Genomic DNA, 25,536 nt, shown 5'->3' with positions numbered 1-25,536 from the left:
AGTAGCGCACGCCACACCCGTGCCGTGCGTGGGACCAGGGCCGCGACAGCGCCGAACCCCGGGAGAGTGCACCAGATGACGACGCTCTGCATCGCGAACAACCGCACCGAGGAGATGGTCGGGGACCTCACCGGGATGGCGCCGCTGGAGCAGCTGTACGCCGGGTGCGGGGCGCAGCGGATGCTCTGGTGGGCGGAGGACGGGGACGTCCTGGTGCTGCCCTGGGGGCCAGACCCGGAGTACCTGGCGTACGTCACCGGGCTGACCGGGGTGCGGGCCGACAGCCTGACCTTCGTGCTGCCGCCGCCCGGCGCCCAGGGCGACCAGGTGCTCACCACCGACCGGCTGGCCGACCCGGTCTTCCGGGCCGAGCTGGGCCGGGTCCTGGCGGGCCGCACCGTCGAGGAGGTGCTGGCGATCTCGCCGAACGGCGCGGTGGCCGAGCTGGCGGCCGCGCTCGGGCTGGCGCACGCCATGCCCGGCCAGGCCTTCGCCGCGCAGGGCGGCAACGCCCTGGTGAACAGCAAGGCCGGGTTCCGGGCGGTGGCCGCCGGGGTGGGGGTGCCGATCCCGCCCGGGCGGGTGGCCGGCTCGCCCGCGGAGGTCGAGGACGCCATCGAGCAGCTGCTGGCGCAGGGCCACAGCGTGATGGTGAAGGTCGAGTTCCAGGCCGGCGGCTTCGGCAACGAGGTCCTAGCCCGGGACGAGCGGGTGGACGCGGCCGGCGCCGAACGCGTGGTGCCGCTGGCGGACCGGGAGGCGGTGGCCGGGTACGTCGCCGAGCGGTGGACCTGGCTGACCGGCGGGCGCGGCCAACGGGTGGTGGTGGAGCGGTACTTCGCCGACTCCGCGCCGCTCTACGCGCAGTTCCTGATCGACGACGCGGCCGTGGTGCTCTCCGGCTGCGGCGAGATGGTGATGCGGCCGGTGGTGATCGGGGAGATCACCCCGCCGGTCACCCCGGACGCCGAGGTGCGGGCCGAACTCGTCGCCCAGGGCGCCCGGTTGTGCGAGGCGTTGCGGGTGATCGGCTACCGCGGCACGGTCAGTGCGGACGCCGTGCTGACCCCCAAGGGCGAGATCTACTTCCACGAGACCAACGGCCGGCTCACCGGCTCCAGCCACCTGCACGACGCCTACTTCGGCCGTCTGCTGCGCGAGGAGCACCGCGGCTCGCGCTACATCCTGGAGCTGGCCGGCCTCAAGGTACCCTCCTTCGCCGAGGCCGTGGCCGCGATCGGCGAGGCCGGGCTGGCCTTCGACCCGGAGACCGGCACCGGCGTGCTCTACAGCTGCGACTTCGGGCCCGCCGACGGCTCGGTGATGTACTGCACGATCGCCGAGAGCCCGGAGGGCACCCGCGCCCTGGAGACCGCGCTGCTCGCGCTCTTCGCCGGATGAGAGCCGACACGGCCGACGGCGGGATGCGGGCGGCGGTGATCCACCGCTACGGCGGGCCGGAGGAGTTCCGCACCGAGACGGTGCCGGAGCCGGTGGCCGGCCCGGGCCAGGTGCTGATCGACGTCACCCTGGCCGGGCTCAACTACGCCGACCTGCACTGCCGCACCGGCGAGTACGCGCGCTACCCGCTGCCGGCCGTGCTCGGCGCCGACGTGGTCGGCCGGCGGCGCGGGGACGGCCGGCGGGTCGCCGCGCTGCTGCGTTCCGGCGGCGGGTACGCCCAGGTGGCCCGCGCCGAGGCGGCCCACACGGTGGAGCTGCCGGACGGCGTGGCCGACGAGCAGGCGCTCGCGCTGCTGGAACAGGGGGCGACGGCCTACGGCGCGCTGACCCTGGCGGGACGGCTGCGGCCGGGCGAGACCGTCGCGGTGACCTCCGCCGCCGGCGGGGTGGGGCACCTGGCGGTGCAGCTGGCCCGGGAGCTGGGCGCGGGCCGGGTGCTCGCCCTGGCCTCCACCCCGGCGAAGCGGGAGTTCGCCCGCTCGCTGGGCGCGGACCGGGTCCTGGACCCCGGGGACCCGGAGCTGGCCGAGCGGCTGGCCGCGGAGTCGGGCGGGGTGGACCTGTTCGTGGACCTGGTCGGCGGCCGGGTGCTGCGCGCCGGACTGGACGCCCTGGCGCCGTTCGGGCGGCTGCTGTCGGTCGGGGCCCGGGGCGGGGCGGAGGAGAGCTTCTCGGTGGACGAGCTGGCCGACCGCTCGGCGGGGCTGCTGGGGTTCTGGCTCCAGCACGTCCTGGCGGACCGGGTGCTGTTCGCCGGCGTCGCGGAGCGGCTGTTCGGGCTCGCCGCCGAGCGGCGGCTGGTGGCGCGGATCGACCGGACCGTACCGCTGTCCGGGGTGGCCGGGGCGCACCGGGCGCTGGCCGGGCGGGAGACCATGGGCAAGGTGCTGGTGGACGTCCGCCGCGAGGACTGAGCCGGCGCGGTGACCGGGCCCGACGATCCGCCGTCGGGCCCGGTTGCCGGTTCAGTACCCCGCGACCTCGTCCAGGCCGTGGCCGCGCAGCGGGACGAGGAAGCTGCGTTCGAACACCACCACGGTCTCGCCGGTGGACTTGGTGCCGGTGGTGCGGCAGCTCACGATGCCCTGCCCGTCCCGGCTCTTGGACAGCCGCTTGGCGAGGGTCTCGGTCTCCGCGTAGAGGGTGTCGCCGGTGAACACCGGGTGGGTCATCCGGATGTTCTCCCAGCCCAGGTTGGCGATGGTGCGCCCGCTCGTCGAGCGGGCGGTCATCCCGCCGACGATGCTGAGGGTCACCAGGCTGGAGACGATCGGCCGCCCCCACGGGGTGTGCGCGCTGTAGGCGGCGTCGATGTGCAGCGGGGCGTCGTTCATGCTCAGCATGCTCATCAGCACGTTGTCGAGTTCGGTGACGGTCCGCCCGGGGCGGTGCTCGACCACCTCGCCGACCTCGAACTCCTCGTAGTAGCGCCCGACCACCTCGCGGTAGCGGCGCTCGCCGATCCGCCGGTAGCCGGCCGGTTCGGTTCCGTCCATGACGGCGTTCCCCCAAGTCCTAGAGATCGGCGGTGAGTTCCTTGACGTGCCCGGCGAACTCGCGGATCAGCCGCTTGTCCATGTCGGCCCGCATCATCAGCCGGAGCCCGGCCTCGCCCTTGGGCACGATCGGGAAGAACACCGCCGAGCTGTAGAAGCCGCGCTCGAAGAGCTGGGCGGACAGCTTGACCGCCTGCTCGGCGTCCCCGACGTCGACCCGGCGCACCGGCAGGCCGTTGCCCGCGAAGGTGGTCGGCAGCAGCTCGTCGAAGAGGTCGATGTTGCGGTTCAACCTGGCCTGGAGGTCGGCGAGTTCCGGGGAGCGGTGGATGGCGGCACTGCCGAGCGAGGCGCCGACCAGCGGCAGGGCGACGTTCTGCGACCAGCCGACCGGGCCGGCGTGCCGGTGCAGGAACTCGAACTGCTCGCGGTTGCCGAGCATCGCGACGCCGCCGCCGGTGCCGAAGCCCTTGCCGAGGCTGGCGACGATGACCGTCAGCGGGTTCATCTCCAGCCGGGAGCGGACGAAGCCCTCGCCCCGCTCACCCATGATGGACAGCGAGTGGGAGTCGTCGATGTAGAGGAACAGCCCGTAGCGGTCCTGGAGTTCGAGCAGCCCGTCGAGGGCCGCCGCGCCGCCCATCGAGTACGCGCCGTCGGCCACGTAGGCGACCCGCGGGTACTTGCGGCAGATGTCCTCCAGGTAGTTCAGGTCGTTGTGCGGACAGGTGAGCACCAGCGACTCGTCCGCGCAGATCGGCTTCACGTACGCCATGCAGAAGTGGCAGAAGCGGTCGAAGACCATCACCCGCGGGCCGCCGCCGCCCTGGCAGGTGCCGTCCAGGTGGCCGGAGGCGATCAGCGGCAGGATGCCGGCGGTGAGCGAGGTGCAGGACGCGCCCGGCAGGACGTGCGCGCCGAACAGCTCGCCCAGCTCCTCCTCCAGGCGCACCAGCAGGTTGTGCCGGATCCGGGTGGTGGAGGTGACCAGCCAGGTGCTGCGGGACTCGGCCAGCGCGTCCACGGCGGCGGCCGCGACCGAGGGGTGGTTGTTCAGGCCCAGGTACGCGCAGGAGACCATGTTGGCGAACTCGTGGCCGGTCTCGCGGACGATCAGCCGGTTGTTGGACTCCGAGTCCACCGTGATGCCGATCAGGCCGTTGGCGGCGGCGGCCTGCCAGACCGGGTCGGCGGCGGCCAGCATGGCCTCGGCGTTGCGGTACCGGCGCGGGCCCAGGATCGATTCTTCGGTCATCGTCACGTCTCCGTCGCGTGGTTCGGGGTGTTGTCGGGTCGGGGCTTGCTCTCGGGTCGGGGCGGGCCGTCCGGCTGAGGCGCGCCGTCGGGTCGGGGCGAGCCGTCCGGCCGAGGCGGGTCGAACTGCTCGATCAGCCGCTGCGAGGCCTCGAAGAACGGCATGCCGACCATCACCCCGTCCACCACGGTGACCGAGCGGCCGTTCTCCAGGCCTGCCGCGACGACCCGCCGGGCGCGCGCCAGCAGCTCCTCGTCCGGACTGAACGTCTCGTTGATCAGCGCCAGTTGGCGCGGATGGACGGCGATCTTGCCGCTGAACCCGAAGTCCCGGGCGAGACCGGCCTCCCGGTGCAGCCCGGCCAGGTCGGCGACCTCGAAGAACGGCGCGTCCATCGCCTCCACCCCCGCGGCGCGGGCGCTGTTGACGATCCGTCCGCGGGCGTGGGCCAGGGCCTCCCAGGAGAGCCGGGCGCCGACCGCGAAGGCGTAGTCGGCCGAGCCGAAGACCAGCCCGCGCAGCCGGTGCCCGGCGGCCGCGATCGCGGGCGCGTGCTCGATGCCCAGCGGGGTCTCCACGACGGCCAGGAACTCCGTCTCCGGGCAGTCCGGGCCGAGCGCGCCGGCGGCGATCTCGACGTCCCGGGGGGACTCGGCCATCGGGATCAGCACCAGGTCCGGCTTGACCCGGTAGCGGGTGATGGCGATCAGGTCGCGCAGGCCGTCCGGCCCGGACAGGGCGTTGATGCGCACCGCGCTGCGCGCGAGCTTGGTGGACGGGAGGGCGAAGAACTCCTCGGCGAGCCGGCGGGCCTCCTCCTTCCGGGCGGGCGGGACCGAATCCTCCAGATCGACCATGGCGATGTCGGCCCCGGACTGGTGGCTCTTGGTGTACCGCTCCACGGCCATCGCGGGTGTGGACAGCAGGGAACGGCAGTACCGCGTGAACTTCATGGATGTCTCCGAAGTCAGCGAAGGCTGCGGGTCCCGGTTCTATCCCACCGGCTTTGTTCGGCGCCGTACGGCTGGACATTGAACATCAACTCGGAACAACCGACCCGCACGCACCATTGTTTGACGCCAACTGCCCTGTGCATGATGAATCACCGGGGGATGGACAGGAGACACGCCTCGCAACACGCGTCGCACGCGTGGACGCGTGGGGCGCAAGGGCGTCAGCACACCGCTTCAACGAAGAAGGGGGCCGTAGTGCCGCGTCGGGAAAGTCCACTGGACCCTGGGGACGGGTCGCTGCTGCGGTTCGCGGGCGATCTGCGGGCGCTGAGGGAGCGCGCCGGAAGTCCGCCGTACCGCCAGCTCGCGTTGCGGGCGCACTGTTCGGCGGCCAGTCTGTCGGTGGCCGCGGGCGGGCGGCGGCTGCCCAGCCTCGCCGTCACCCTCGCCTATGTGCAGGCCTGCGGCGGGGACGTGCGGGAGTGGCGGCACCGCTGGCAGCTGCTGGCCGCCGAGCTGGCCGCCGACGCCGCCGCGCGGCGGCGCGCCCTGGACGCCGGGCGGGCGCCGTACCCGGGCGCGGCGGCCTTCGAGGCGGTCGACGCGGAGCGGTTCTTCGGCCGGGAGGCGCTGCTGGACCGGCTGGTGTCGGTGCTGGCCGAGCGGCGGCTGGTGATCGTCACCGGGCCGTCAGGATCGGGCAAGTCCTCGCTGGTCAGGGCCGGTCTGCTGGCCAGGCTCGGCTGGGCCCCGGCGGTCGTCGGGGCGGCCGCCGGGAGATCCGGGGCCGGGGACGGAGCGGGGCGGTCCCCGGCCGGCGGCGGTGTGCCGGTGGCGCTGCTGACGCCCGGCGAACGACCGATGGAGGCGTACGCGCTCGCGCTCGCCCGGCTCGGGCAGCGAGCCGGGGAGACGACGCGCGACACGTCCGGGCCGACGGCCGGCGATCCGGTGCTGGTGGTGGACCAGGGCGAGCAGCTGCGCACCCGCTGCCGGAGCGCCGCCGAGCGGGCGCGCTTCCTGGACGCGCTGGTGGCGACGGCGGCGGGCGGCCCCGGGGAGGCCCTGGCGGGGCTGCCGGTGGCGGCGCCGGCCCGGTGCCGGGTGGTGCTGGTGGTCCGCTCGGACCAGAGCGGGCCGCTGTTCGCCGAGCACCCGGGGCTGGCCGAGGTCGGCCGCCACGGCGTGCTGACGGTGGGGCGTCCGGCGCCGGACGAGCTGCGGCGGGCGATCACCGAACCGGCGTTACGGGCGGGCTGCACCGTCGAGGGCGCCCTGCTCGCCGTCCTCATCTCGACCGCCGCGCAACAGCCGGGCGCGCTCCCGCTGCTGTCCGCGGCGCTGCTGGAGACCTGGCGGCGGCGCAGCGGCAACGCGCTCACCCTGGCCGGGTTCCAGGCCACGGGCGGTTTCGAGGGGGCGCTGGCCCGGACGGCGGAGACGCTGTACAACGGGCTGGAGGCCGCGGACCGGGCGGCGGCGCGGGCCGTGTTCCTGCGGCTGGGCGGGGAGTTGCTCGACGGCGAGCTGCCCGGGGCCGGCGAGGAGACGGCCGCCCCGGTGTCCCTGGGCGACGGGCTGACGGTGGGCGGCGAGCTGGTGGGCGGCGGTGACGAGGGCACTCGGAAGCCGGTCCGGCGGGCCGAGTTCGACGGTCCCGGTGTCCCCGAGGTGATGGAACGGCTGGTCCGGGCCCGGCTGGTGGTGGTCGACCGGGACACCGTCGAACTCGCCCACCACGCCCTTCCGCAGGCCTGGCCGAGGCTGCGCGGGTGGCTGGGCGAGGGCCGCGAGGCACTGGGCGAACAGCGCAGGCTCACCGCGGCCGCCCGGGGCTGGGCAGCCGCCGACCGGGACCCGGAACTGCTGTACCGGGGCGTCCGGCTGGAGCAGTTGATGCGACGGGTGGCGGCCGGGGAGCTGGCCACCGCGGGGGTCGAACGGGCCTTCCTGGCGGCCTCGGCCCGGGCCGCCGTCGCCGACCGGCGCCGGTCCCAGCGCCAGCACCTGACGGTGGCCGGGCTGGCCGCGGCGAGCGGGGCGCTGCTGGCCCTGGCGGGCGGGAGCCGGATCCGCCGGGCCTGGCGGTGGTGACCGGCGGGCCGGGCACGACGTAGGGCTGCTGGGGCCCGGACCACCGCCGGTCGCCGGGACGTCCAGCCGGGGCATTGATCGGCACCGGAACGGGTGAGTCGAACAACCGGTTGATCAACCGGAGTCCGGTCGCGGCGGCGTTCTCGGTGCCGATCACGGTCCTTGCGCCGCCGTCGACCGGCCGGGTAGCTTGACGATCGATCCCGGCCCGTCGAAAGGCGAATTCGGCTGCCCGGCCGGGGATTTCCCGTACGCCGTGGCCGGCCGGAGACCGTCCGGCGATTCATCCGCACCCGAATTCCCGTGGCCGGTTCCGTACGCTCGCGCCGCCGTGTCCGCGCCGTTTCCGCGTTTCCCTAAACCCGTGTCAAGGGGGAGTCATGTCCAATTCGGCCCGTCCGGTGCACAGCTGGGACGAGTTCAGCACATTGCGGGAGGTCGTGGTCGGCAGCGCCGTCGGCGCCCGGCTGCCCGAGCAGACCGAGCCGTCCTCCTGGCTGTCCTGCTTCCCGAAGACCAGTGCCGCCGACCTCGGCGCGATCCAGGTCGGGCCGTACTCGCCGCAGGTCGTGGAGGAGACCGAGGAGGACCTGGACGCGCTGGTGGCCACCCTGCGGGGTCTCGGCGTCACCGTCCACCAGCCCGAAGTGATCGACCACGCGGCCGAGTTCGCCTCCCCGCTGTGGAAGGCCGACGGCGGCTTCCACTCCTACTGCCCGCGTGACCTCACCCTGGTGGTCGGCGAGACGGTCATCGAGGTCGCCAGCCCGATGCGCCAGCGCTACTTCGAGGTCTTCGGGCTGCGCGGACTCTTCCAGGACTACCTGCGCCGCGGCGCGCGCTGGATCTCCGCTCCCCGGCCGCAACTGAGGGACGAGCTCTTCGAGTTCGACGCGGACGGGCTCCCGCTGCTGGGTGAGAGCGAGCCGGTCTTCGACGCCGCGAACGTGCTGCGGCTCGGCCGGGACGTGTTCTACCAGGTCTCCCGCAGCGGGAACGAACTCGGCCTGCGGTGGCTGGAGTCCACCCTGGGCCTGCTCGGCGACGGCGGTCTGCGGCTGCACCCGCTGCGCGACATCTACGGGTACACCCACATCGACAGCACCATCGCGCTGCTGCGGCCGGGACTGGTGCTGCTGAACCCGGAGCGGGTCAACCCGGACACCGTGCCGGAGCCGCTGCGGGGCTGGGACATCCTGTGGTGCCCGCCGGCCGAGCCCTCCGGTGACGCGCTGGAGAACGCGCTCAGCGAGAGCTGGATCAGCATGAACCTGCTGATGGTCTCCCCGGACACGGCGATCGTCGAGTCCGGGCAGGACGCCCTGATCAAGCAGCTGGAGCACGCCGGGATCACCGTCCTGCCGCACCGGCTGCGGCACTCCCGGGTGCTCGGCGGCGGCTTCCACTGCGTCACCCTGGACATCCGGCGGGACGGCGGTCTGGAGGACTACCTGTCCTGACCCGACCCGACCCGACCCGACCCGGCCGCGACGGCCGGGCCGGGCGGAGCGGGCTCAGCCCTCGGTGGGGTCGGGCGTCCGGGGGCTCAGCGGCACGGACCGGACGGAGTCGGCCACCTGCTGTACCTGCCGCAGCGTGGGATCGGAGGGCTTCCGCAGACAGGCCGTGATCTCGACCGCCGCCTTGGGGCCGTCGCGCTCGACGACGCGCACCCCGATCATCTGGCGGTCGCCGCCGAGCGCCAGGCAGGCCTTGTCGACGACCTGGGGGAGGAGCTTGGAGCGGTCCCCGGTCATCTTGTCGGCCAGCTCCGGGTCCTCCACCAGCCGGAACGTGAGGACGGCGCCGCCGAGGACGAGCGGCCCGGAGACCGGACAGCGGGAGGCCTCCAGCTTGCAGGACGGTGCGGGCTGGAGCGCCTGGGTGCCGAGGTAGCCGAACCGGTCCTGCGGGTCGTCGGTCACGGCGGTCCGGGTGTGCCAGCCCGCCGGCACGTCCACGACCATGGTCGGGAACAGCGGGAACCGGATCGATGTGCCCGTCGGGCTGAAGGAGACGGTGGGTTCGGCCGTCGGTGTGGCCGTCGCAGCAGCCGTCGCCGCCGGGTTCGGGGCGGAGACGGACCCGGCCGGCCCCAGGCCGCCGCCCCGCCCCGCGCCGGGGGCGATCGCGGGCGCGGCGGCCAGCACGGCGGCGGTGAGCCCGATGCTCAGCCCCGCGGCGAGCCCGGCCGCGCGCCGTCGGCGCCTGCTCCGGTCGACGCGGGCGAGGACGCGTTCCATCCGGTCCTCGGGGGAGGCGAGAGCCGGCACGGCCTGGTGGAGCAGGATCCGCAGCTCCTCCTCGTCGGCCCCGTCGCGCCGCGGGTCGTCCGGGCCGAGCAGGTCAGTTCCAGTCACGACGTCCCCCGTCCAGCAGGAGCTCCCGGGCGGGCAGCCGGCCGCGCAGCGCGGAGAGCGCCCGGTGCGTCTGGCTCTTGACGGTGCCCGTGGTGCAGCGCAGCACCTCGGCGGTCTCCTCGACGCTGAGGTCCTCGAAGAAGCGGAGCACCACCACGGCCCGTTGCCGCGGCGGCAGCGACCGCACGGCCTCGGCGACCACCTGGCCGAGCACCACCCCGTCGTACGGGTCGTGGCCGGTCGGCGGCTCCGGCAGTTCCCCGTGCGGCAGCTCCCCGGTCCAGCGGCGCCGCCACCAGGAGATGTGGCAGTTCACCAGGACCTTGCGCAGGTACGCCTCGGGGCGGTCGGGGGCGATCCGCGCCCACTTGGGCCAGACCTTGGCGAGCGCCGTCTGCAGCAGGTCCTCGGCCTGGTGCGGGTCGCCGGTCAGCAGCCAGGCCACCCGCAGGAGCTTCGGCCCGCAGGCGGCGACGAACTCCTCGAAGTCCGGCGGTGTCGCGTTCGTCATCCTGCCGTCGTCCCCGCCATGCTTCTCGTGCCGTCCCCATCTGCCCGGGCGGCCGTTCGGGCCGCGGTGTCGTCGTTTCTCTCACGGCAGCTCAACGCGGTGGGCGGCGCTCCGGGTTGCCTGGCCGGTAGGAAGATCCTCGGCGGGCTTCCTCGGCGGACTTCCTCGACAGCACCGGGCGCCGGTGATCGGTTCTGCTCGGGCCCGCCCACCGCACCGGCGGCACTAGACTTCCGCCATGCTCAAAGCTGACCGTACCGCCCGGATCCTCGCGCACATCACCGAGGCGGGGAGCGCCGACGTGCACGAGCTGGCCGGGCTGCTCGACGTCTCCCCGGCCACCGTCCGGCGCGACCTGCAGGAGCTGCACGACCAGGGGCTGCTGCACCGCACCCGCGGCGGGGCCGTGACCGGGGCCGTCAACCTGGAACTTCCGCTGCGGCACAAGCACGGCAAGCGCCAGGCGGAGAAGCGGCGGATCGCCCTGGCAGCCGAGCGGCTGGTGCCGGACGGCGCGGTGGTGGGCCTGACCGGCGGCACCACGACGAGCGAGCTGGCCCGGGTGCTGGCGGAGCGTAGCGGGCTCACGATCGTCACCAACGCGGTCAACATCGCGGCCGACCTGATCGTCCGGCCGGAGGTCCGGCTGGTGGTGGTCGGCGGCATCGCCCGGACCACGAGCTACGAGCTGGTGGGGCCGGCCGCCGACCGGATGCTCGGCCAGTACCACCTGGACATCGCCTTCATCGGGGTGGACGGCCTGACCGCCCAGGAGGGCTGCACCACGCACGACGAGATGGAGGCGCAGACCGACCGCGCGTTCCTGGGCAGCAGCGCGCGGTCGGTGGTCCTGGCGGACAGCACCAAGATCGGCCGGGTCACCTTCGCGCGGATCTGCCCGCTCTCCGACGTGCACGACCTGGTCACCGACGACGAGTTGACGGCGGCCCAGGAGGAGGCGGTCGCCGGCTGCGGGGTCCGGGTCCTGCGGGCCTGAACCGTTCGACGCCCCGTCGTTCGCCGCGTACCCCTGATGCCCGGCCGGGCCCGCCCGGCCGGGTTTTCTGCTGCCCCGCCCGTTGACATGAACTGTCCGAGGCAGGAAGCTCGTTCGGAACTGCTCGGAACCAGCTCGCTTCAAGCAATTCGGATCAGCGAATCAAGCGCGTACGAAGGCGGTAGTTGCGGTGAACAAACCTGTGCTGGCCCTCGCCACCGTGTGCGTGCTCGGCGCGCTCGCCCTCACGGCCTGCGGCAGCGGCGGTGGCGGCGGGAGCGACGACGGCGGACCGGGCCCCGGCGGCAAGGTGACGCTCAAACTGGTCGCCGCCGACTACGGCGACAAGGAGTCCAACAGCTCGAAGGCCTACTGGAAGGGCGTCACCTCCGCCTTCACGGCGGCCCATCCCGACATCGCCGTCGACGTCCAGGTGGTCAACTGGAACGACATCGACAAGCAGGTCAAGACGATGATCCAGAGCGGCAACGTGCCGGACGTCCTGCAGACCGGCGGCTACGCCGACAAGGTCGCCGACGACCTCCTCTACAAGGCCGAGGACGTGCTGTCCGCCGCCACCCGGGCCGACCTCATCGACAGCCTCGCCGACGCCGGCCGGGTCAAGGGCGTGCAGTACGGCATCCCGTTCGTCTCCTCGGCCCGCGCCTTCTTCTACAACCGGGCCGTCTTCCAGCAGGCCGGCATCACCCGCCCGCCCGCCACCTGGGACGAGCTGCGCCAGGACGCCGAGCTGATCAAGGCCAGGGTGCCCGGGGTCACCCCGTACGCCCTGCCGCTGGGACCGGAGGAGGCCCAGGGCGAGAGCATGCTCTGGGAGCTCGGGAACGGCGGCGGGCCCACTGGCAAGGACGGCGCGTACACCCTCGACAGCCAGGCCAACGTCGACACCTTCGGGTGGCTCAGGACCAACCTCGTCGGCCCGGGCCTGACCTACGCCAACCCGGCCACCACCGACCGCAAGACCGCGTTCGCCGACTTCGCCGCCGGCAAGGCGGCCATGCTCAACGGGCACCCCTCGCTGATCACCATGGCCCGGGACGGCAAGGTCGACTACGGCGTCGCCCCCGTACCCGGCAAGGCCGGCCCGCTCGCCTCCACCCTCGGCGTGGCCGACTGGATGATGGCCTTCAAGAAGAACGGCCACCGCGACCAGGTCCGCACGTTCCTCGACTTCGTCTACACCGAGGAGAACACGCTCCGGTTCTACGAGACCTACAACCTGATGCCGGTCACCAAGGACGCCCTCAGCGCCATGACCGCCAGCGGACGGCACAAGGACCTCGAACCGTTCTTCGCCCTGCTGCCGCAGGCCACCTTCTACCCGCTCGGCGACACCAGCTGGGACGCGGTCTCGGCCGAGCTGAAGAAGTCCGTCGGCGGCGCCGTCGCGGGCGACCCGGCCAAGGTGCTCGGCGACCTGCAGAAGAAGGCCAAGGCCGCCACCGCCGACAAGTAGGCCCGGCTTCCGGCTCCCCCCTCGTGCCCGGCTCCCCCTCGTGCCCCGCGAAAGGCACCCGCAGTGACCCTCGACCCTCCCGCACCGCACGCCGCCCGTCCGCGCGGGCACCGCGGCCGCCTCGGCCCGCTGCCGTGGATCGCCCCGGCCGTCCTGCTGATCCTGTTCGTCGTCCTGTGGCCCGTGTACGAGATGGTCCGCACCTCGTTCCTGCGCGTCAGCACCAGCGGATTCGTCCGCGGCTCGGCCGGGTCGGACAAGTACCGCAAGCTCTTCGGCGAGACCGACCTCGGCCACGTGCTGCTCTCCACCGTGCTCTGGACCGTCGCCGTGGTCGGTCTGACGATGCTGCTCTCGCTGGGCCTGGCCCAGCTGTTCGACCAGCGCTTCCCCGGCCGCCGGTTCGCCCGCTGGGCCCTGATCGCGCCCTGGGCCGCGTCCGTCCTGATGACCGCCATCGGCTTCCGGTGGATGCTCGACCGGACGGCCGGCGTCCTCAACACCGCGATGACGGACCTCGGCCTGATCGACGGGCCCCGCGACTGGCTCGGCGACCCGGCCACCGCCTGGCCCTGGATGGTGGTCGTCGCGGTCTTCGTCTCGCTGCCCTTCACCACCTACACCCTGCTCGCCGGCCTCCAGACGGTCCCCGGGGAGGTGTACGAGGCGGCCAGGGTGGACGGTGCCTCCCGGTGGCAGGTCTACCGGCGGATCACCCTGCCGCTGCTGCGCCCGGCCTTCCTGGTCGGCCTGGTGATCAACCTGATCAACGTCTTCAACTCCTTCCCCGTCATCTGGGGCATGACCCAGGGCGGCCCGAGCAGCGACACGGCCACCACCACGGTGTTCATGTACCAGTTGAAGAGCACCGACATCGGCGAGTCCGCCGCCATGTCGGTGGTCAACTTCGCCCTGGTCGTGGTGATGGTCCTGGTCTTCCTCAAGGTCAGCGGATGGACGAACGGGGAGCGGAGATGACGGGACGTCAGGCGGCGCGGAAGCTCCGCCCGCGCACCCTGCTGGTCGCGGCGACGGCCTGGCTGCTGGCCGGTGTCTTCCTGCTCCCGTACCTGGAGATGGTGGTCACCGCGCTGCGCCCGGCCGACGAACTGCGCGACCCGTCCTACCTGCCACGGCACTTCGCCTGGTCCAACTTCGTCGACGTCTGGCGGGACTCCACCCTCGGCGCCAACCTGCGGGTCACCCTGCTGGTCGCCGCCGGCTCCACCGTGCTGGTGCTGCTGGTCGCCCTGCCCGCCGCCTACCACACCGCCCGGGTCCGCTACCGGGGGCGCCGGCTCTTCCTGCTCCTGGTGCTGGTCACCCAGATGTTCCAGCCGACCTCCCTGCTGGTCGGGCTGTACCGCGAGTTCTACCAGCTGTCCATGCTCAACTCGGTCTGGACGCTGATCCTCTGCAACGCCGCCTTCAACCTGGCCTTCGCCGTCTGGATCCTCACCGCCTATATCGGCTCGATCCCGGTCGAGCTGGAGGAGGCCGCCATGGTGGACGGCCTCGGCCGGCTCGGGGCGCTGCGCCGGGTGGTCCTGCCGCTGGCCCTGCCCGGCGTGGTCACCGCGCTGATCTTCACCTTCATCGCCGCCTGGAACGAGTTCGTGATGGGCCTGACCCTGACCACCGCGCCGGAACGCCAGCCCCTCACCGTCGGCATCAACGGCTTCATCGGCAACTACACCGTGGAGTGGAACTACCTCTTCGCGGGATCGGTCGTCGCGATCGTGCCGGTCGTGGTGCTGTTCGCCCTCATCGAGCGCCGGGTGGTGTCCGGGCTGACCGCCGGATCGGTCAAGTAGCCGACGCCGTCCCCCGGTCGGGCGCCGGGGCTGTGTCGCCACCCCCTCTTCCGAAGGAGCCGCCGCATGACCTCCCACACCGCCGCCGAGATCGCCTCGCAGCCCGCGTGCTGGCGCCGGGCGGCCGAGTCCCTGCCCCGGTACGCCGACGTGCTGCCCCGCCGGGGCGAGCGGGTCGCCGTCATCGGCTGCGGCACCTCCTGGTTCATGGCCCAGGCCTACGCGGCGCTGCGCGAGGGCGGCGGCCACGGGGAGACGGACGCCTTCGCCGCCTCCGAGTTCCCCGACGGGCGCGGCTACGACCGGGTGCTGGCCGTCACCCGCTCCGGGACCACCACCGAGGTCCTGGAGCTGCTGGCCCGGGCCCGCGCGGCCGGGGTGCCCACCGGCGCCCTCACCGCCGACCCGGCCACGCCCGTCATGGCACTGGCCGACACCGTCGCGGTGCTGGACTTCGCCGACGAGCGCTCGGTGGTGCAGACCCGCTTCGCCACCACCGTACTGGCCCTGCTCCGGGCGCAGTTGGAGGCCGAGGACGCCCGGCCGGCCGGGGTCCGCCCGCTGGCCCGGGCGGTGCGCGACGCCGAACGGGCCCTCGCGCAGCCGCTGCCCGCCGGGGCGGACGGCGCCGAGCAGTTCACCTTCCTCGGCCGGGGCTGGACGTACGGGCTGGCGCTGGAGGCCGGGCTGAAGCTGCGCGAGGCGGCCGGGGCCTGGACCGAGGCGTACCCGGCCATGGAGTACCGGCACGGGCCGATCGCCGTCGCCGGACCGGGCCGGGTGGCCTGGGCCCTCGGCCCGCTGCCCGCCGGGCTCTCCGAATCCATCGCCCGGGCCGGCGGCCTGCTCGTCGCCGGATCCGGCGAGGCCGCGACCGACCTGGACCCGCTGGCCGACCTGATCCGGGCCCAGCGGCTGGCCGTCGCGGTCGCCGAGGCGCGCGGCTGCGACCCCGACCGGCCGCGCCACCTCACCCGCTCCGTCGTGCTGCCGGACCCAGGTTCCTCCTCCTGATCACGTCCCACCTGACACGAACCTCCTGACCACGATCCGACCCCCCTTCCGTCGACAGGAGAACCGACCATGCGCTTACACCGACCCCGACCCCGCCCCCGGCTCCGCCCGGCCGCCCTCGCCGTGGCCCTGAGCAGCATCACCGCCCTCGCCGGGCCCGCCCTCCCGGCCCGGGCCGCGGCCCCCGGCTCCGCCGTCCTCGACCAGGGCCACCAGAGCGTCACCTGGCAGAGCCCCCAGTACGCCAAGGGCACCCTCGGGGACGCCGCGTCCTGCCCGCCGGCCGCGCAGGACCCGGGCGGCGCGGTCTGCGACCATTTCGACCTGACCGTCAACGTGCCGGCCGGCTACTGGGACGACAACCCGGAGGGCGGCGTCCCGGTCTCCGTCCGCTGGCAGAACCAGACCGACGACTTCGACCTCTACATCTACGACGCCGCCGGCAAGCAGGTCGCCAGCAGCGCGGGCACCGCCGACCCGGAGGCCACGGTGATCCCGAAGGCCTCGGGCACCTACCGGGTCCTGGTCGTCCCGTACGACGTCCACGGCGGCTCCTACACCGGCACGGCCTACCTGCCGCAGACCGCCGACGCGGGCGACCTGACCTCCTTCGGCGGCTCCCAGGGCAGCTACGACATCACCGCCGGCACCCTCAAGGCCGAGGTCGACTTCCTCGCCGACGACCAACTGCGCCTGCGCGCCGCCCCCGACGGCGTCCTCACCGACCCGGCGGGCAGCACGATCATCCGCAAGCAGCCCGAACCCCAGCGCGACACCAGCACCTTCGACGCCGGCGCGTACTACGGCATCCGCTCCAAGGACCTGGTGCTGCGGGTCTACAAGCACCCCCTGCGGTTCGGCCTGTACAAGGCCGACGGCACCGCCCTCTGGCAGGAGGACGCCCCGCTGCGCTGGAGCACCGGCGGACTGCGGCAGAGCCTGGTGCGCGGCGCGGACGAGCAGTTCTTCGGCGGCGGCGAGCAGAACGGCTCCTTCTCGCACCGCGACAAGACCATCCACGTCGCCAACAGCTTCGACTGGAACGAGGGCGGCTGGAACAACTCCCAGCCGTTCTACGTCTCCACGGCCGGCTACGGCGTCTTCCGCAACACCTTCGCGCCCGGGATCTACTCCTTCGGCTCGCCCGTCCGCACCGGGCAGCAGGAACGCCGCCTGGACGCCTACTTCTTCACCGGCGACGTCAAGTCGGTGGTCGGCCGCTACACCGCGCTCGTCGGCAAGCCCTTCATGCCGCCGGTCTACGGCCTGGAACCCGGCGACTCCGACTGCTACCTGCACAACGCCAACCGCGGCGAGCGCCACACCCTGGACGCGCTGAAGGTCGCCGACGGCTACGTGGCCAACCAGATGCCGCTCGGCTGGATGCTGGTCAACGACGGCTACGGCTGCGGCTACGAGAACCTCGCGCAGACCGGCCAGGGCCTGCGCAAGGACCACGCCCAGCTCGGCCTCTGGACCCAGAACGGCCTGCCCGACCAGGCCAACGAGGTCAAGGCCGGCGTCCGGGTGCGCAAGCTCGACGTGGCCTGGGTCGGCAACGGCTACGACTTCGCGCTGAACGCCTGCGACCAGGCCAAGGCCGGCATCGAGGACAGCAGCGACGCCCGTGGCTTCGTCTGGCTGCCGGTCTCCTGGGCCGGCGCGCAGCGCTGCGGCGTGCTGTGGAGCGGCGACCAGAGCCTGTCCTGGGACTACATCCGCTGGCAGATCCCCACCTACGCCGGCGCCACCATGTCCGGCATCGCCTACAACACCGGCGACGTCGGCTCGATCTACCGCCGCGACCCCAAGATGTACGCCCGCGACCTCCAGTGGAAGGCCTTCCTGCCGGCCGTCATGACCATGGACGGCTGGGCCAAGGACATGACCGGCAAGCAGCAGCGCGACCAGCAGCCCTGGCTGGACGGCGAGCCGTACACCTCGATCAACCGCAAGTACCTGCAGCTCAAGGAGCGGCTGCTCCCCTACATGTACACCCTCTCCGAGGAGGCCACCCGCACCGGCATCGGCGCGGTCCGCCCGCTCGCCCTGGAGTATCCGAACGACCCCGAGGCCCTCGGCCCGAACGCCACGTACGAGTTCCTGGCCGGGCCCGACTTCCTGGTCGCGCCGGTCTACTCCGACACCTCCGTGCGCGACGGCATCCACCTGCCCGAGGGCACCTGGACCGACTACTGGACCGGCCGCACCTACCAGGGCCCGACCACCATCAACGGCTACTCCGCCCCGCTCGACACCCTGCCGCTGTTCGTCCGCGGCGGCGCGATCGTGCCGATGTGGCCCAAGGGCACGCTGTCCTGGGAGAACCGCGACCGCTCCGAACTCGACTACGACCTCTACCCGCAGGCGAAGGGCGACTCCTCCTACACCCTGTACGAGGACGACGGCGTCACCCGGCAGTTCACCGCCGGCTCCTCCGCCACCCAGCGGGTCGACGTGCACACCAACCGCGCCGTCACCACCGTCGACGTGGGCGCCAGCGAAGGCAGCTACGCCGGCAAGCCCGCCGAGCGGTCGTACCGCTTCACCGTGCACGGCCGCCCCGCCCCGCGCCTGGTGGTCGGCGACGACGGCCCGCTGCCCCGGCGCGACTCGGCGGCCGCGCTCGACTCGGCCGGCTCCGGCTGGTACTTCGACGCCGGGACCGGGGTGACGGAGATCCGCACGCCGTCCCAGCCCACCGACGACAACTTCTCGCTGCGCCTGATCCACGGCGGCAACTGACCGCGACCCGACAGGTACCGAACCCGCGCGCAGGGCTCCCCTCCCGAGGGGGGTCCTGCGCGCGGTCGTATCCCGGGACCGCGAAAGCCGGCGGAACCCGGTGGAATGCTCCCGGGGCTGGCCATTTCCCCCTCGACCTGGTCGAATCCCAGTCGTGGACGTGGACGTGGACGTGGATGTGGACGGAACCGAGGAACCCCGCGGGGGCACCCCCGTGGGACGGCGGGTCGTGCTCGGCCTGCTGGGGCTCGGGGCCGCCGGGGTGGCCGTCGGCCCGTACCTCCAGCGGGCCCAGGACGCCGTCACCGCCGCCGACCCGACCGGGCTGACCGGCCTGCTGCCGGGCGGCGGAGGCTTCCGGTACTACTCCGTGACCGCCTCGGTGCCGAACCGCACCGAGGAGACCTACACGCTGACGGTGGACGGCCTGGTGGACCGCCCGGCGACCCACCGGCTGGCCGACCTGCGGGCGATGCCCCAGCGGCGGCTGGTCAGGGACGTCCAGTGCGTGACCGGCTGGCGCGTCCCGGACACACCGTTCGAGGGCGTCCCGCTCGCCCACCTGCTGGACCGGGCCGGGGTACGGCCCGGGGCGAAGGCGGTGTCGTTCAGCTGCTTCGACGGCGCGTACACCGAGAGCCTCACCCTGGAGCAGGCCCGGCGTGAGGACGTCCTGGTCGCGCTCAAGCTGCAGGACACCCCGATCACCCACGCCCACGGCGGTCCGGTGCGGCTCTACGTCGCGCCGATGTACTTCTACAAGTCGGCCAAGTGGCTTTCGGGCATCACCGTCACGGACGCGGTGCGGCCCGGCTACTGGGAGGAGAACGGCTACGACGTCGACGCCTGGGTCGGCCGGTCGAACGGGCGGGACGATGCGCCGACGAGCTGAGCTGGTCCTCCGGTTCACCCGCGCCGAGCGCTGGGTGCACCGCACCACCGCCACCCTGATGATGATCTGCCTGGCCACCGCGGCCTGCCTCTACCTGGCGCCGCTGGCCGAACTGGTCGGGCGCCGGCGGCTGGTGGTCACCGTGCACGTCTGGTGCGGACTGGCACTGCCGGTACCGCTGCTGCTCGGGCTCACCTCCCGGGCGCTGCGGACGGACGCGTCCCGGCTGAGCCGCTTCACCCCGGCGGACCGGGCCTGGCTGCGCGCCGTGAGCAGGCGCCTACCGCTGCGCCCGGCGGGCAAGTTCAACGCCGGCCAGAAGCTGTACGCGCAGTGGACGCTCGGATCGATGCTGGTCGTCCTGGGCACCGGCCTGCTGATGTGGCTGACCCACCTCGCGCCGCCCGCCTGGCGGACCGGGGCGACCTTCGTCCACGACTGGTTCGCCCTGGCGATCGCCACCGTGCTCGCCGGCCACATCCGGATGGCGATCGGCGACCGGGAGTCCCGGCTGGGCATGCGGACCGGTCTGGTCGACCGCCGGTGGGCCGAGCGCGAGCACCCGCACTGGCAGACCGCCGCCGCACCCGAGCCGCCGTGACCACCGGCTCGGCTCAGGTGGGGCGCGGGTTCAGCGGTCGGCCTGGTAGCCGTTGATCTTGCTCAGCGGCCCGCGGCTGCCGTCCTGGTAGACCGGCTGCATCTGGACGTCACCGTAGATCTGGAACAGCTTCTCCGCCGGATCGGCGGCGGTGGGGTTGCAGTTGGGGTAGCCGACGTACCAGTAGATGCCGGCCACGCCGTCGCCCTCGACCGCGGGGGAGACGGTGGTGTAGAAGGCCGGCGACGGTCATCACCGCGGCCAGCGCGGCGAGGCGTGAGCGGGTTCCTCTGCGTTCCATGATCCGTGACACCTTTCGTTCGTCGGCGAAGTGTCCTTGGGCAGAGCCTGTTCGAGCACGGTGGACGTCGCAAACGCCGTGTGCCGAAGCGGTGACGGCCGGGGGCGGGGCGGGTCAGGTGGGGGAAGGCGGGGTCAGGAGGCCGGGAACATCTCCTCGACGCAGCCGGTGACGGCCTCGCGCAGGGTCTCGATGATCCGGGGGACGAGGTCGTCGGTGGCGGGGTCCGTCGGTCGGGGGTCGGCGGGGGTGCAGATCAGGTACGTGACCGGCACGTGTTCGTCCCCGGCGGGGACACCGAGCCTGCGGCGGAAGGCGTCGACGAACGGCCGGCCGTAGGCCGCGGGGTCGAGGGCGGAAGCGGTGACGAGGAGCGGAGGGGCGCCGAGGGGCGCGACGCCGAGCCGGGCGCGGACCCGGTCGTTGAGCTCGTTGGCGGTCCTGAGGACGGTGTTGGGCTCGCCGGAGACGACCGGGTTGAAGGCGTAGCCGACGGGGAGCTGGTCCGCCCCGAGTTCGCGGAGCAGCGCGAGCGCCTCCCGGTCCCGCAGCAGCTCCTCGTCGCTCCTGGCCGCGATGCGGTCACGGATGAAGGCGAGCTGCTCCTCGACGGCACGGCGCTGCCCGGCGCCCACGGCGCCCGCAGCGCGTTCGGCGGGCAGCCGGTGGACCGTCGTCACGGTGAAGGGGTCGCCGGGGCGGGCCATGGTGAGGAGGGCGGCGTAGAGGCGCTTGGCGGCGAACAGGGCCCGGCCGGGGGTGGGCCCGGTGCCCTCGGAGTCCCCGATGCCCCCGGAGTCCCCGGTGCCCCCGGAGTCCTCGGTGCCGAACAGGCCGGAAGGTCCGAACAGGCCAGAGGGTCCGAACAGGCCGAAGAGGCCGAAGAGTCCGAAGGAGCCGGCACCGGTGCCGAGGAGGGCCTGGTCCCGCTGCCGCCGGTCGCGGTAGCGCAGGCCGCCGGCCGGCTGGGGGGCGGGGCCCGCCCGGTGGGCGGCGATGCTGACGGAGTCGGCCCGGTCCAGGGCGTCGTGCTGCTCGGTGACGTAGGCGCTCCGCGCGAGCTCCCCGGTGGCGGCGACGTCGCTCCGGGCGGCATCCGCGTGGACGGGGTAGCACAGGCCGCGGCGCCCGAACTCCTCGCGCAGGTCGAGGATCGCGGCGAGCGGGTCGACGGCGCCGAGGTCGCCGCCGCCCAGCACGGCGACGTCGAGGAGGACGGGTTCGTGCTCGCCGAGGCACTCCTCCAGCAGCTCGCGGCGGGCGTCCGGGTCGGCCCGCGCGTCGAGGTCGACGGCGACGGCGCGCAGGTTGTCGCGGCCCAGGCCGAGGACGGCGGCGGCCTTGGGCCAGGAGGGGTGCATGGTGGCCGGGGCCAGGATCACGCCGGGGGCGACCTCGCCGCGGAGGAAGTCCCGGAAGGCGTCGTAGCCGAGGTGCTGGAGCGTGTACTTGCCGACCAGGGACAGCTGGGCGTCGGTGAGCCCGTACGCCGTGCGCAGCCGGGCGGGCAGGCCGAGGACGGTCGCCGGCCGGAGGTTCACCAGCTGCCAGGGGGAGAGGTCGGCGAGCGGCTGCTCGGTGCCGTCGGGCAGCGGAACGGTGAGCCGGCGGGCGACGGCGAGGCCGGGCTCCCGGCGGACCGCCTCGGCGACGGCCACCGGGGTGTAGGTGAGGTCGCGGGCGGACCAGGCGGCTTCCAGGTTGGCGACGGTGCCGCCGTGGGTGGGGTGGCCCCGGGAGGCGTCCGTCCGGTGGCCGAGGAGGCGCCGGAGGCCGTCGCCGACGGTCCGTTCCGGGGTGCGGCGGGCCGCCGCCCCGGCCGGCGGGCCGCCGACCTCCTCGGGCAGTCCCTGCCCGCCACCGTCCGTCACGGTCGAGTCCATGCCCGCGCCTCCAGGATCCGCCGGGAACGGTGCGCCGATGCGCACCGCGCGAGACCTGGATAGGGCACGGACCATGATCGTCCGGGCAGTGTCGTGCGCCGGGCCGTGGCCTCCCACTCGACAGGAGTAGCGCGGTCCGGAGTGCGGTGGGGGGCGTGCCCGGGGCCGCGTCCCCCGGGCGCACGACCGCGCACTGCCGTGCGCGTACGCTCCCCCGGCCGACGGGCTGAACGAGCGGGCGACGGCGGGAGTGGGAAGTCGGCCCGGCCGACTTCCCACTCCCGCCCGGTGGTGCGGGTGCGGGGGGATCAGCCGAGCAGCAGGTACTTGGTGGACGGGACGCCCTGGTAGAGGCTGCAGTCGGTGTTCTGGGTGGTCATGGTGTAGGTGAAGCCCTTGGGGATCTCGCAGGCCCAGATGCCGTTGGCGGGCTTGCGGAGGTGGAAGGCGTTGGACTGGACACCGGGCTGGAGGCTGCAGGCGCTGCCCCAGGTGATCAGGTCGTAGGTGAAGGCCGGGGTGCCCATGCAGGCGGTGAGGCCGTCGACCGGGGTGCGCAGGTGGTAGGCGTTGGACTGGACGCCGGGCTGCTGGCTGCAGGCGCTGCCCCAGGTGATGGCGTCGTAGACGAAGCCGGGCGAGCTCTGGCAGGCCGTCAGACCGTCGACGGGGGTGCGCAGGTGGAACTGCGGGGCGTTCCAGCTGCCGGAGCTGCAGGTGCGGTTCATCGACACCTGGTCGTAGACGTAGCCGGACGGGACGGTGCAGGCCCAGACGCCGTCGAGCCCGGTGGTGGTGGCGCTCGCGGGGGTCGCGGTGGCCGCGCCCGAGAGCAGGAGGGCGAGGGCGGCCAGTGCGGCGAACAGCAGGCGGACTGGGCGGGTGCGTGCGGTGGGCATGGCTCTCCCAGGGTGATGGCCCGGACGGGCACGGGGCACGGGGACGTCGAACAGCTGGCACGGAGTGCGGGGCGGGCAGCGGGGGTCGCGGCCCGTCGACGGTTCTAGGGCGGACGATTCGCGGCCGCCTCGCGAACCGGTCGGGCCGGTCCCGCCGTCCCGGCCGGACGTTCACGATTCGTAAGGTCTGCCGCACCGGTTCCGCCGCCGTCCGTTCCTACAGTGGCCGGGAGGTTGTTCCCGAGAAGACGAGAAGAGAGGTGGGCCGGGATGACGGTCGACCAGGACGTCCTGCCGCGTGCCGAGGTGGGCGTGATCGGTGGCTCCGGGCTCTACGAGCTGCTGGACGACGTGACCGAGGTGCGGGTGGAGACCCCGTACGGCGAACCGAGCGACGCGCTGTTCGTGGGGGAGGTGGCCGGGCGGCGGGTCGCCTTCCTGCCCCGGCACGGGCGCGGCCACCGGCTGCCGCCGCACCGGATCGACTACCGGGCCAACCTGTGGGCGCTGCACTCGCTGGGCGTGCGGCAGGTGCTCGGACCGTGCGCGGTGGGCGGGCTGCGGCCGGAGTACGGGCCGGGCACGCTGCTGGTGCCGGACCAGTTCGTCGACCGGACCTCGGGACGGGTGCAGACCTTCTACGACGGGCTGCCGCTGCCGGACGGCACGGTGCCGGAGGTGGTGCACGTGTCGATGGCCGACCCGTACTGCCCGGCGGGCCGGCAGGCGGCGATGGAGGCCGCTCGGGAGGCGGCCTGGGAGCCGGTGGACGGCGGCACCCTGGTGGTGATCGAGGGGCCGCGCTTCTCCACCCGCGCCGAGTCCCGCTGGTTCACCGCCAACGGCTGGTCGGTGGTCGGCATGACCGGGCACCCCGAGGCGGTGCTGGCCCGTGAACTCGGGCTCTGCTACACCTCGGTGGCCCTGGTCACGGATCTCGACGCGGGGGTGGAGAGCGGGGAGGGCGTCACCCACGGCGAGGTGCTGAAGGCGTTCGCCCGCAACGTGGACCGGCTGCGCACGGTGCTGTTCAAGGCGGTCGAGCGGCTTCCGGTGGTGCGGGAGTGCCCGTGCGGTCACGCCCTGGACGGTCTCACGACGGGTCTTCCCGGGGTGCCCGGCGCCTGACGGGCCGGGGCCTGCGCCCGACGGGCCGGGGCCGGTGCCTGGCCGCCCGGTCCCGGCGCCGCCACCGTCCGGCGAGCGCGAGCAGCAGCGCGACACCGGCGGTGGCGGCCAGCACCAGCAGCCAGTTGCGCAGATACGGCAGCGGCAGCACCGAGGGGTTGCCGTGGTCGTCGTCGGCGCGCAGGACGGCCGGCAGGCCGACGGCGGTGACGGCCGCCGCGACGACCAGCCAGCCGCGCAGCACCGGCCCGCGCACCAGGAACGCGCCGAGCAGGCACACCAGCGGCACCCACAGCCCGTCGTGGATCACCAGCCCGCCGAGCGCCCAGACCAGGATCCCCACCGGGTCGGTGATGTACGGGTCGCCGAGCAGCCCGTACAGGCCGTAGCCGATCACGGCGAGGCCGGCGGCCAGGAGCAGGCCGCGGACGGTGGCGGTCATACGATCACCTCGATGCGGGTGACCCACTTGGTCTGCAGGACGCCGGGCCGGTTCGGCGCGATGACGCGGGCCGGGAACCCGTGGTCCGCCGCCAGGACCTCGCCGTTGACCCGCAGGGCGAGCAGGCTCAGCGGATCGTCGACGTACGGTGCGGGCATCGCCATCACCCGGTACGGTCCCTCGGCCTCCAGCGAGGTGACCCGTACCGCCGAGCCGGGCGGGGCTCCGGCCCGCCGCACCAGTTCGGACAGCCGGACCCCGGTCCACCGGGCCGAGGCGCTCCAGCCCTCCACGCAGGAGATGGGCAACTCGACGTCGTGCTGCGGGAGTTCGCCGAGTTCGAGGAGCGTGAGCCGGTACGGCCGCGGCCCGTCCACCAGGAGCCGCCAGTCGGCGGGCACGGTGACCGTGCCGGCCTGGGCGGCGGTGCGGTTCACCGGCAGGCCCTGCGGGCCGAGGTCGGGACGGCGCGGGGCCAGCAGGTCCAGGCCGCTCAGCCAGGGCACGCTCTGCCCGGCGGTGACGAGGGTGACGGTACCGACGGCGGCGGTGGTCGCCGCGAGGAACGCGCGGCGCTGCGCCAGAGCGGGAACCGCCCGGCGCCACCAGTGCGCGGCGATGAGCGGCGCCTTGACGGCCAGGTGGACCAGCAGCCCGCCGGTGGCCAGCCAGCCCAGCCAGAAGTGGGTCTGCCGGAACGGGAACGGCCACGGGTACCACTGCAGGGTGTTCAGCAGGCCGGTGAACAGCTCCAGCAGGACGGCCGCGACGAGCAGCGCGATGCCGAGCCGCTCCAGGGCGTGCAGCACGCTGCGGGCCGGCGGCCACTCGAACAGCCGGGGGTAGACCGCCCACAGCTTCGCGCCGGCCAGCGGGATCGCGGCCAGGCCGCTGATCACGTGCAGGCCCTGGGTGACCCGGTAGCCGTTCACCGGCCGCGCGGGCAGGTGCGGTGCGAGCCAGCCCGGCGGGTCCTGGAGCAGATGGCTGGTCAGGCCGGTCAGGAAGCAGACCAGGAGGGCCGCGCCCAGCCAGCGGCCGAGGACGACCACGGTCCGTGGCTCGTGCAGCGGTGAGGTGAACACCCCCTCCCGCAACGGCCCGCGACGCAGGAACGCCGGGGGAGCGGGCAGCGGCGGGTCGTAGCGGCGGCGGCTGGCAGGAGTGCCGGAGTCGGCGGGTTCGGTTTCCACCCGTCCATCGAAGCGCC

At 73.6% G+C, this 25,536-nt stretch carries 23 protein-coding genes; 13 read left to right on the top strand and 10 right to left on the bottom strand.

The annotated features are described in order from the left end of the window. Positions 1 to 75 precede the first annotated feature (75 nt). Together ACYP53_RS19370 and ACYP53_RS19365 are read left to right on the top strand one after the other, a co-directional pair. Positions 76 to 1,401, top strand: coding sequence for a preATP grasp domain-containing protein (locus ACYP53_RS19370; protein ID WP_459648258.1), 1,326 nt, complete (start codon positions 76 to 78; stop codon positions 1,399 to 1,401). Then, positions 1,398 to 2,378 carry a quinone oxidoreductase family protein gene (locus ACYP53_RS19365; protein ID WP_459648257.1) on the top strand — a complete coding sequence of 327 codons (981 nt, stop codon included), beginning with the start codon at positions 1,398 to 1,400 and terminating at the stop codon, positions 2,376 to 2,378. Before ACYP53_RS19370 ends, ACYP53_RS19365 begins: the two co-directional genes overlap by 4 nt. 51 nt (positions 2,379 to 2,429) lie before the next feature. Here ACYP53_RS19365 and ACYP53_RS19360 read toward each other — a convergent pair whose 3' ends face one another. The 3 genes from ACYP53_RS19360 to ACYP53_RS19350 are packed head-to-tail and all read right to left on the bottom strand — an operon-like array spanning position 2,430 to position 5,168. Further along, entirely contained in the window at positions 2,430 to 2,960 is a 531-nt protein-coding gene (locus tag ACYP53_RS19360) for a MaoC family dehydratase (protein WP_189914184.1), read from the bottom strand. Between the two features lie 19 nt (positions 2,961 to 2,979). Further along, positions 2,980 to 4,215 (bottom strand): aminotransferase class I/II-fold pyridoxal phosphate-dependent enzyme, encoded by a 1,236-nt coding sequence (locus ACYP53_RS19355; protein WP_459648256.1) that lies wholly within the window; start codon positions 4,213 to 4,215, stop codon positions 2,980 to 2,982. A 2-nt stretch (positions 4,216 to 4,217) separates the two neighbouring features. Beyond that, positions 4,218 to 5,168, bottom strand: a complete 951-nt coding sequence (locus ACYP53_RS19350) for an HpcH/HpaI aldolase/citrate lyase family protein (protein WP_459648255.1) — start codon at positions 5,166 to 5,168, stop codon at positions 4,218 to 4,220. A 255-nt stretch (positions 5,169 to 5,423) separates the two neighbouring features. Between ACYP53_RS19350 and ACYP53_RS19345 the strand changes: the two genes are divergently transcribed. After that, entirely contained in the window at positions 5,424 to 7,262 is a 1,839-nt protein-coding gene (locus tag ACYP53_RS19345; RefSeq protein ID WP_459648254.1) for an ATP-binding protein, read from the top strand. Positions 7,263 to 7,642: 380 nt separating this feature from the next. After that, positions 7,643 to 8,722 (top strand): inosamine-phosphate amidinotransferase 1, encoded by a 1,080-nt coding sequence (locus ACYP53_RS19340; RefSeq protein WP_459648253.1) that lies wholly within the window; start codon positions 7,643 to 7,645, stop codon positions 8,720 to 8,722. Between the two features lie 54 nt (positions 8,723 to 8,776). On the opposite strand, the gene ACYP53_RS19335 is transcribed toward ACYP53_RS19340, so the two are convergent. Together ACYP53_RS19335 and ACYP53_RS19330 are read right to left on the bottom strand one after the other, a co-directional pair. Next, positions 8,777 to 9,622 carry a hypothetical protein gene (locus ACYP53_RS19335; RefSeq protein WP_459648252.1) on the bottom strand — a complete coding sequence of 282 codons (846 nt, stop codon included), beginning with the start codon at positions 9,620 to 9,622 and terminating at the stop codon, positions 8,777 to 8,779. Further along, the gene (locus ACYP53_RS19330; RefSeq protein ID WP_189914178.1) at positions 9,609 to 10,133 is read right to left on the bottom strand and encodes a SigE family RNA polymerase sigma factor; all 525 of its coding nucleotides are present in this window, start codon (positions 10,131 to 10,133) and stop codon (positions 9,609 to 9,611) included. Before ACYP53_RS19330 ends, ACYP53_RS19335 begins: the two co-directional genes overlap by 14 nt. Before the next feature lie 238 nt (positions 10,134 to 10,371). Between ACYP53_RS19330 and ACYP53_RS19325 the strand changes: the two genes are divergently transcribed. The 8 genes from ACYP53_RS19325 to ACYP53_RS19290 all read left to right on the top strand — a co-directional run bounded on the left by ACYP53_RS19325 (position 10,372) and on the right by ACYP53_RS19290 (position 19,673). Further along, the gene (locus tag ACYP53_RS19325; protein WP_459648251.1) at positions 10,372 to 11,130 is read left to right on the top strand and encodes a DeoR/GlpR family DNA-binding transcription regulator; all 759 of its coding nucleotides are present in this window, start codon (positions 10,372 to 10,374) and stop codon (positions 11,128 to 11,130) included. Between the two features lie 190 nt (positions 11,131 to 11,320). Continuing rightward, a complete protein-coding gene (locus ACYP53_RS19320) occupies positions 11,321 to 12,607 on the top strand; it encodes an extracellular solute-binding protein (protein WP_459648250.1) in 1,287 nt (428 codons plus the stop codon). A 63-nt stretch (positions 12,608 to 12,670) separates the two neighbouring features. Next, the gene (locus ACYP53_RS19315; protein WP_459648249.1) at positions 12,671 to 13,585 is read left to right on the top strand and encodes a carbohydrate ABC transporter permease; all 915 of its coding nucleotides are present in this window, start codon (positions 12,671 to 12,673) and stop codon (positions 13,583 to 13,585) included. Next, positions 13,582 to 14,421 (top strand): carbohydrate ABC transporter permease, encoded by an 840-nt coding sequence (locus ACYP53_RS19310; protein ID WP_459648248.1) that lies wholly within the window; start codon positions 13,582 to 13,584, stop codon positions 14,419 to 14,421. Before ACYP53_RS19315 ends, ACYP53_RS19310 begins: the two co-directional genes overlap by 4 nt. 66 nt (positions 14,422 to 14,487) lie before the next feature. Next, positions 14,488 to 15,435 (top strand): SIS domain-containing protein, encoded by a 948-nt coding sequence (locus ACYP53_RS19305; RefSeq protein WP_459648247.1) that lies wholly within the window; start codon positions 14,488 to 14,490, stop codon positions 15,433 to 15,435. Between the two features lie 69 nt (positions 15,436 to 15,504). Further along, on the top strand, positions 15,505 to 18,180 hold the full coding sequence (locus ACYP53_RS19300) for a glycoside hydrolase family 31 protein (RefSeq protein WP_459648246.1): 2,676 nt from the start codon (positions 15,505 to 15,507) through the stop codon (positions 18,178 to 18,180). Positions 18,181 to 18,334: 154 nt separating this feature from the next. Continuing rightward, positions 18,335 to 19,072 carry a molybdopterin-dependent oxidoreductase gene (locus tag ACYP53_RS19295; RefSeq protein ID WP_459648245.1) on the top strand — a complete coding sequence of 246 codons (738 nt, stop codon included), beginning with the start codon at positions 18,335 to 18,337 and terminating at the stop codon, positions 19,070 to 19,072. Beyond that, positions 19,056 to 19,673, top strand: a complete 618-nt coding sequence (locus tag ACYP53_RS19290) for a cytochrome b/b6 domain-containing protein (RefSeq protein WP_189914171.1) — start codon at positions 19,056 to 19,058, stop codon at positions 19,671 to 19,673. The genes ACYP53_RS19295 and ACYP53_RS19290 overlap by 17 nt, the downstream gene beginning before the upstream one ends. 30 nt (positions 19,674 to 19,703) lie before the next feature. Here ACYP53_RS19290 and ACYP53_RS19285 read toward each other — a convergent pair whose 3' ends face one another. The 3 genes from ACYP53_RS19285 to ACYP53_RS19275 all read right to left on the bottom strand — a co-directional run bounded on the left by ACYP53_RS19285 (position 19,704) and on the right by ACYP53_RS19275 (position 22,756). Beyond that, complete coding sequence (locus ACYP53_RS19285; protein WP_459648244.1) at positions 19,704 to 19,871, bottom strand: hypothetical protein; 168 nt, start codon at positions 19,869 to 19,871, stop codon at positions 19,704 to 19,706. Between the two features lie 237 nt (positions 19,872 to 20,108). Next, positions 20,109 to 21,857: a hypothetical protein gene (locus tag ACYP53_RS19280; RefSeq protein WP_459648243.1), complete on the bottom strand. Its 1,749-nt coding sequence runs from the start codon at positions 21,855 to 21,857 to the stop codon at positions 20,109 to 20,111. A 308-nt stretch (positions 21,858 to 22,165) separates the two neighbouring features. Further along, positions 22,166 to 22,756 carry a hypothetical protein gene (locus ACYP53_RS19275; RefSeq protein WP_189914168.1) on the bottom strand — a complete coding sequence of 197 codons (591 nt, stop codon included), beginning with the start codon at positions 22,754 to 22,756 and terminating at the stop codon, positions 22,166 to 22,168. 270 nt (positions 22,757 to 23,026) lie between these two features. Here ACYP53_RS19275 and ACYP53_RS19270 point away from each other — a divergent pair, with 270 nt between their 5' ends. Beyond that, positions 23,027 to 23,884, top strand: coding sequence for an S-methyl-5'-thioadenosine phosphorylase (locus ACYP53_RS19270; RefSeq protein ID WP_459648242.1), 858 nt, complete (start codon positions 23,027 to 23,029; stop codon positions 23,882 to 23,884). Here ACYP53_RS19270 and ACYP53_RS19265 read toward each other — a convergent pair. Together ACYP53_RS19265 and ACYP53_RS19260 are read right to left on the bottom strand one after the other, a co-directional pair. After that, on the bottom strand, positions 23,850 to 24,326 hold the full coding sequence (locus tag ACYP53_RS19265; RefSeq protein ID WP_459648241.1) for a hypothetical protein: 477 nt from the start codon (positions 24,324 to 24,326) through the stop codon (positions 23,850 to 23,852). The genes ACYP53_RS19270 and ACYP53_RS19265 overlap by 35 nt on opposite strands. Next, on the bottom strand, positions 24,323 to 25,411 hold the full coding sequence (locus ACYP53_RS19260; RefSeq protein ID WP_459649788.1) for a molybdopterin-dependent oxidoreductase: 1,089 nt from the start codon (positions 25,409 to 25,411) through the stop codon (positions 24,323 to 24,325). Before ACYP53_RS19260 ends, ACYP53_RS19265 begins: the two co-directional genes overlap by 4 nt. Positions 25,412 to 25,536: the final 125 nt, after the last annotated feature.

The organism is Kitasatospora sp. Ki12 (assembly GCF_054601375.1).
The sequence above is the reverse complement of the archived record's forward strand: the minus strand, read 5'-3'. Positions and strand labels throughout refer to the sequence as shown.

What these genes read in the sequence shown, in the direction of transcription:
- ACYP53_RS19330 (WP_189914178.1), bottom strand. Translation starts at nt 10,133, where the DNA reads ATGACGAACGCGACACCGCCGGACTTCGAGGAGTTCGTCGCCGCCTGC.
- ACYP53_RS19290 (WP_189914171.1), top strand. Translation starts at nt 19,056, where the DNA reads ATGCGCCGACGAGCTGAGCTGGTCCTCCGGTTCACCCGCGCCGAGCGC.
- ACYP53_RS19305 (WP_459648247.1), top strand. Translation starts at nt 14,488, where the DNA reads ATGACCTCCCACACCGCCGCCGAGATCGCCTCGCAGCCCGCGTGCTGG.
- ACYP53_RS19270 (WP_459648242.1), top strand. Translation starts at nt 23,027, where the DNA reads ATGACGGTCGACCAGGACGTCCTGCCGCGTGCCGAGGTGGGCGTGATC.
- ACYP53_RS19360 (WP_189914184.1), bottom strand. Translation starts at nt 2,960, where the DNA reads ATGGACGGAACCGAACCGGCCGGCTACCGGCGGATCGGCGAGCGCCGC.
- ACYP53_RS19370 (WP_459648258.1), top strand. Translation starts at nt 76, where the DNA reads ATGACGACGCTCTGCATCGCGAACAACCGCACCGAGGAGATGGTCGGG.
- ACYP53_RS19350 (WP_459648255.1), bottom strand. Translation starts at nt 5,168, where the DNA reads ATGAAGTTCACGCGGTACTGCCGTTCCCTGCTGTCCACACCCGCGATG.
- ACYP53_RS19325 (WP_459648251.1), top strand. Translation starts at nt 10,372, where the DNA reads ATGCTCAAAGCTGACCGTACCGCCCGGATCCTCGCGCACATCACCGAG.
- ACYP53_RS19365 (WP_459648257.1), top strand. Translation starts at nt 1,398, where the DNA reads ATGAGAGCCGACACGGCCGACGGCGGGATGCGGGCGGCGGTGATCCAC.
- ACYP53_RS19310 (WP_459648248.1), top strand. Translation starts at nt 13,582, where the DNA reads ATGACGGGACGTCAGGCGGCGCGGAAGCTCCGCCCGCGCACCCTGCTG.
- ACYP53_RS19275 (WP_189914168.1), bottom strand. Translation starts at nt 22,756, where the DNA reads ATGCCCACCGCACGCACCCGCCCAGTCCGCCTGCTGTTCGCCGCACTG.
- ACYP53_RS19300 (WP_459648246.1), top strand. Translation starts at nt 15,505, where the DNA reads ATGCGCTTACACCGACCCCGACCCCGCCCCCGGCTCCGCCCGGCCGCC.
- ACYP53_RS19340 (WP_459648253.1), top strand. Translation starts at nt 7,643, where the DNA reads ATGTCCAATTCGGCCCGTCCGGTGCACAGCTGGGACGAGTTCAGCACA.
- ACYP53_RS19355 (WP_459648256.1), bottom strand. Translation starts at nt 4,215, where the DNA reads ATGACCGAAGAATCGATCCTGGGCCCGCGCCGGTACCGCAACGCCGAG.
- ACYP53_RS19280 (WP_459648243.1), bottom strand. Translation starts at nt 21,857, where the DNA reads ATGGACTCGACCGTGACGGACGGTGGCGGGCAGGGACTGCCCGAGGAG.
- ACYP53_RS19265 (WP_459648241.1), bottom strand. Translation starts at nt 24,326, where the DNA reads ATGACCGCCACCGTCCGCGGCCTGCTCCTGGCCGCCGGCCTCGCCGTG.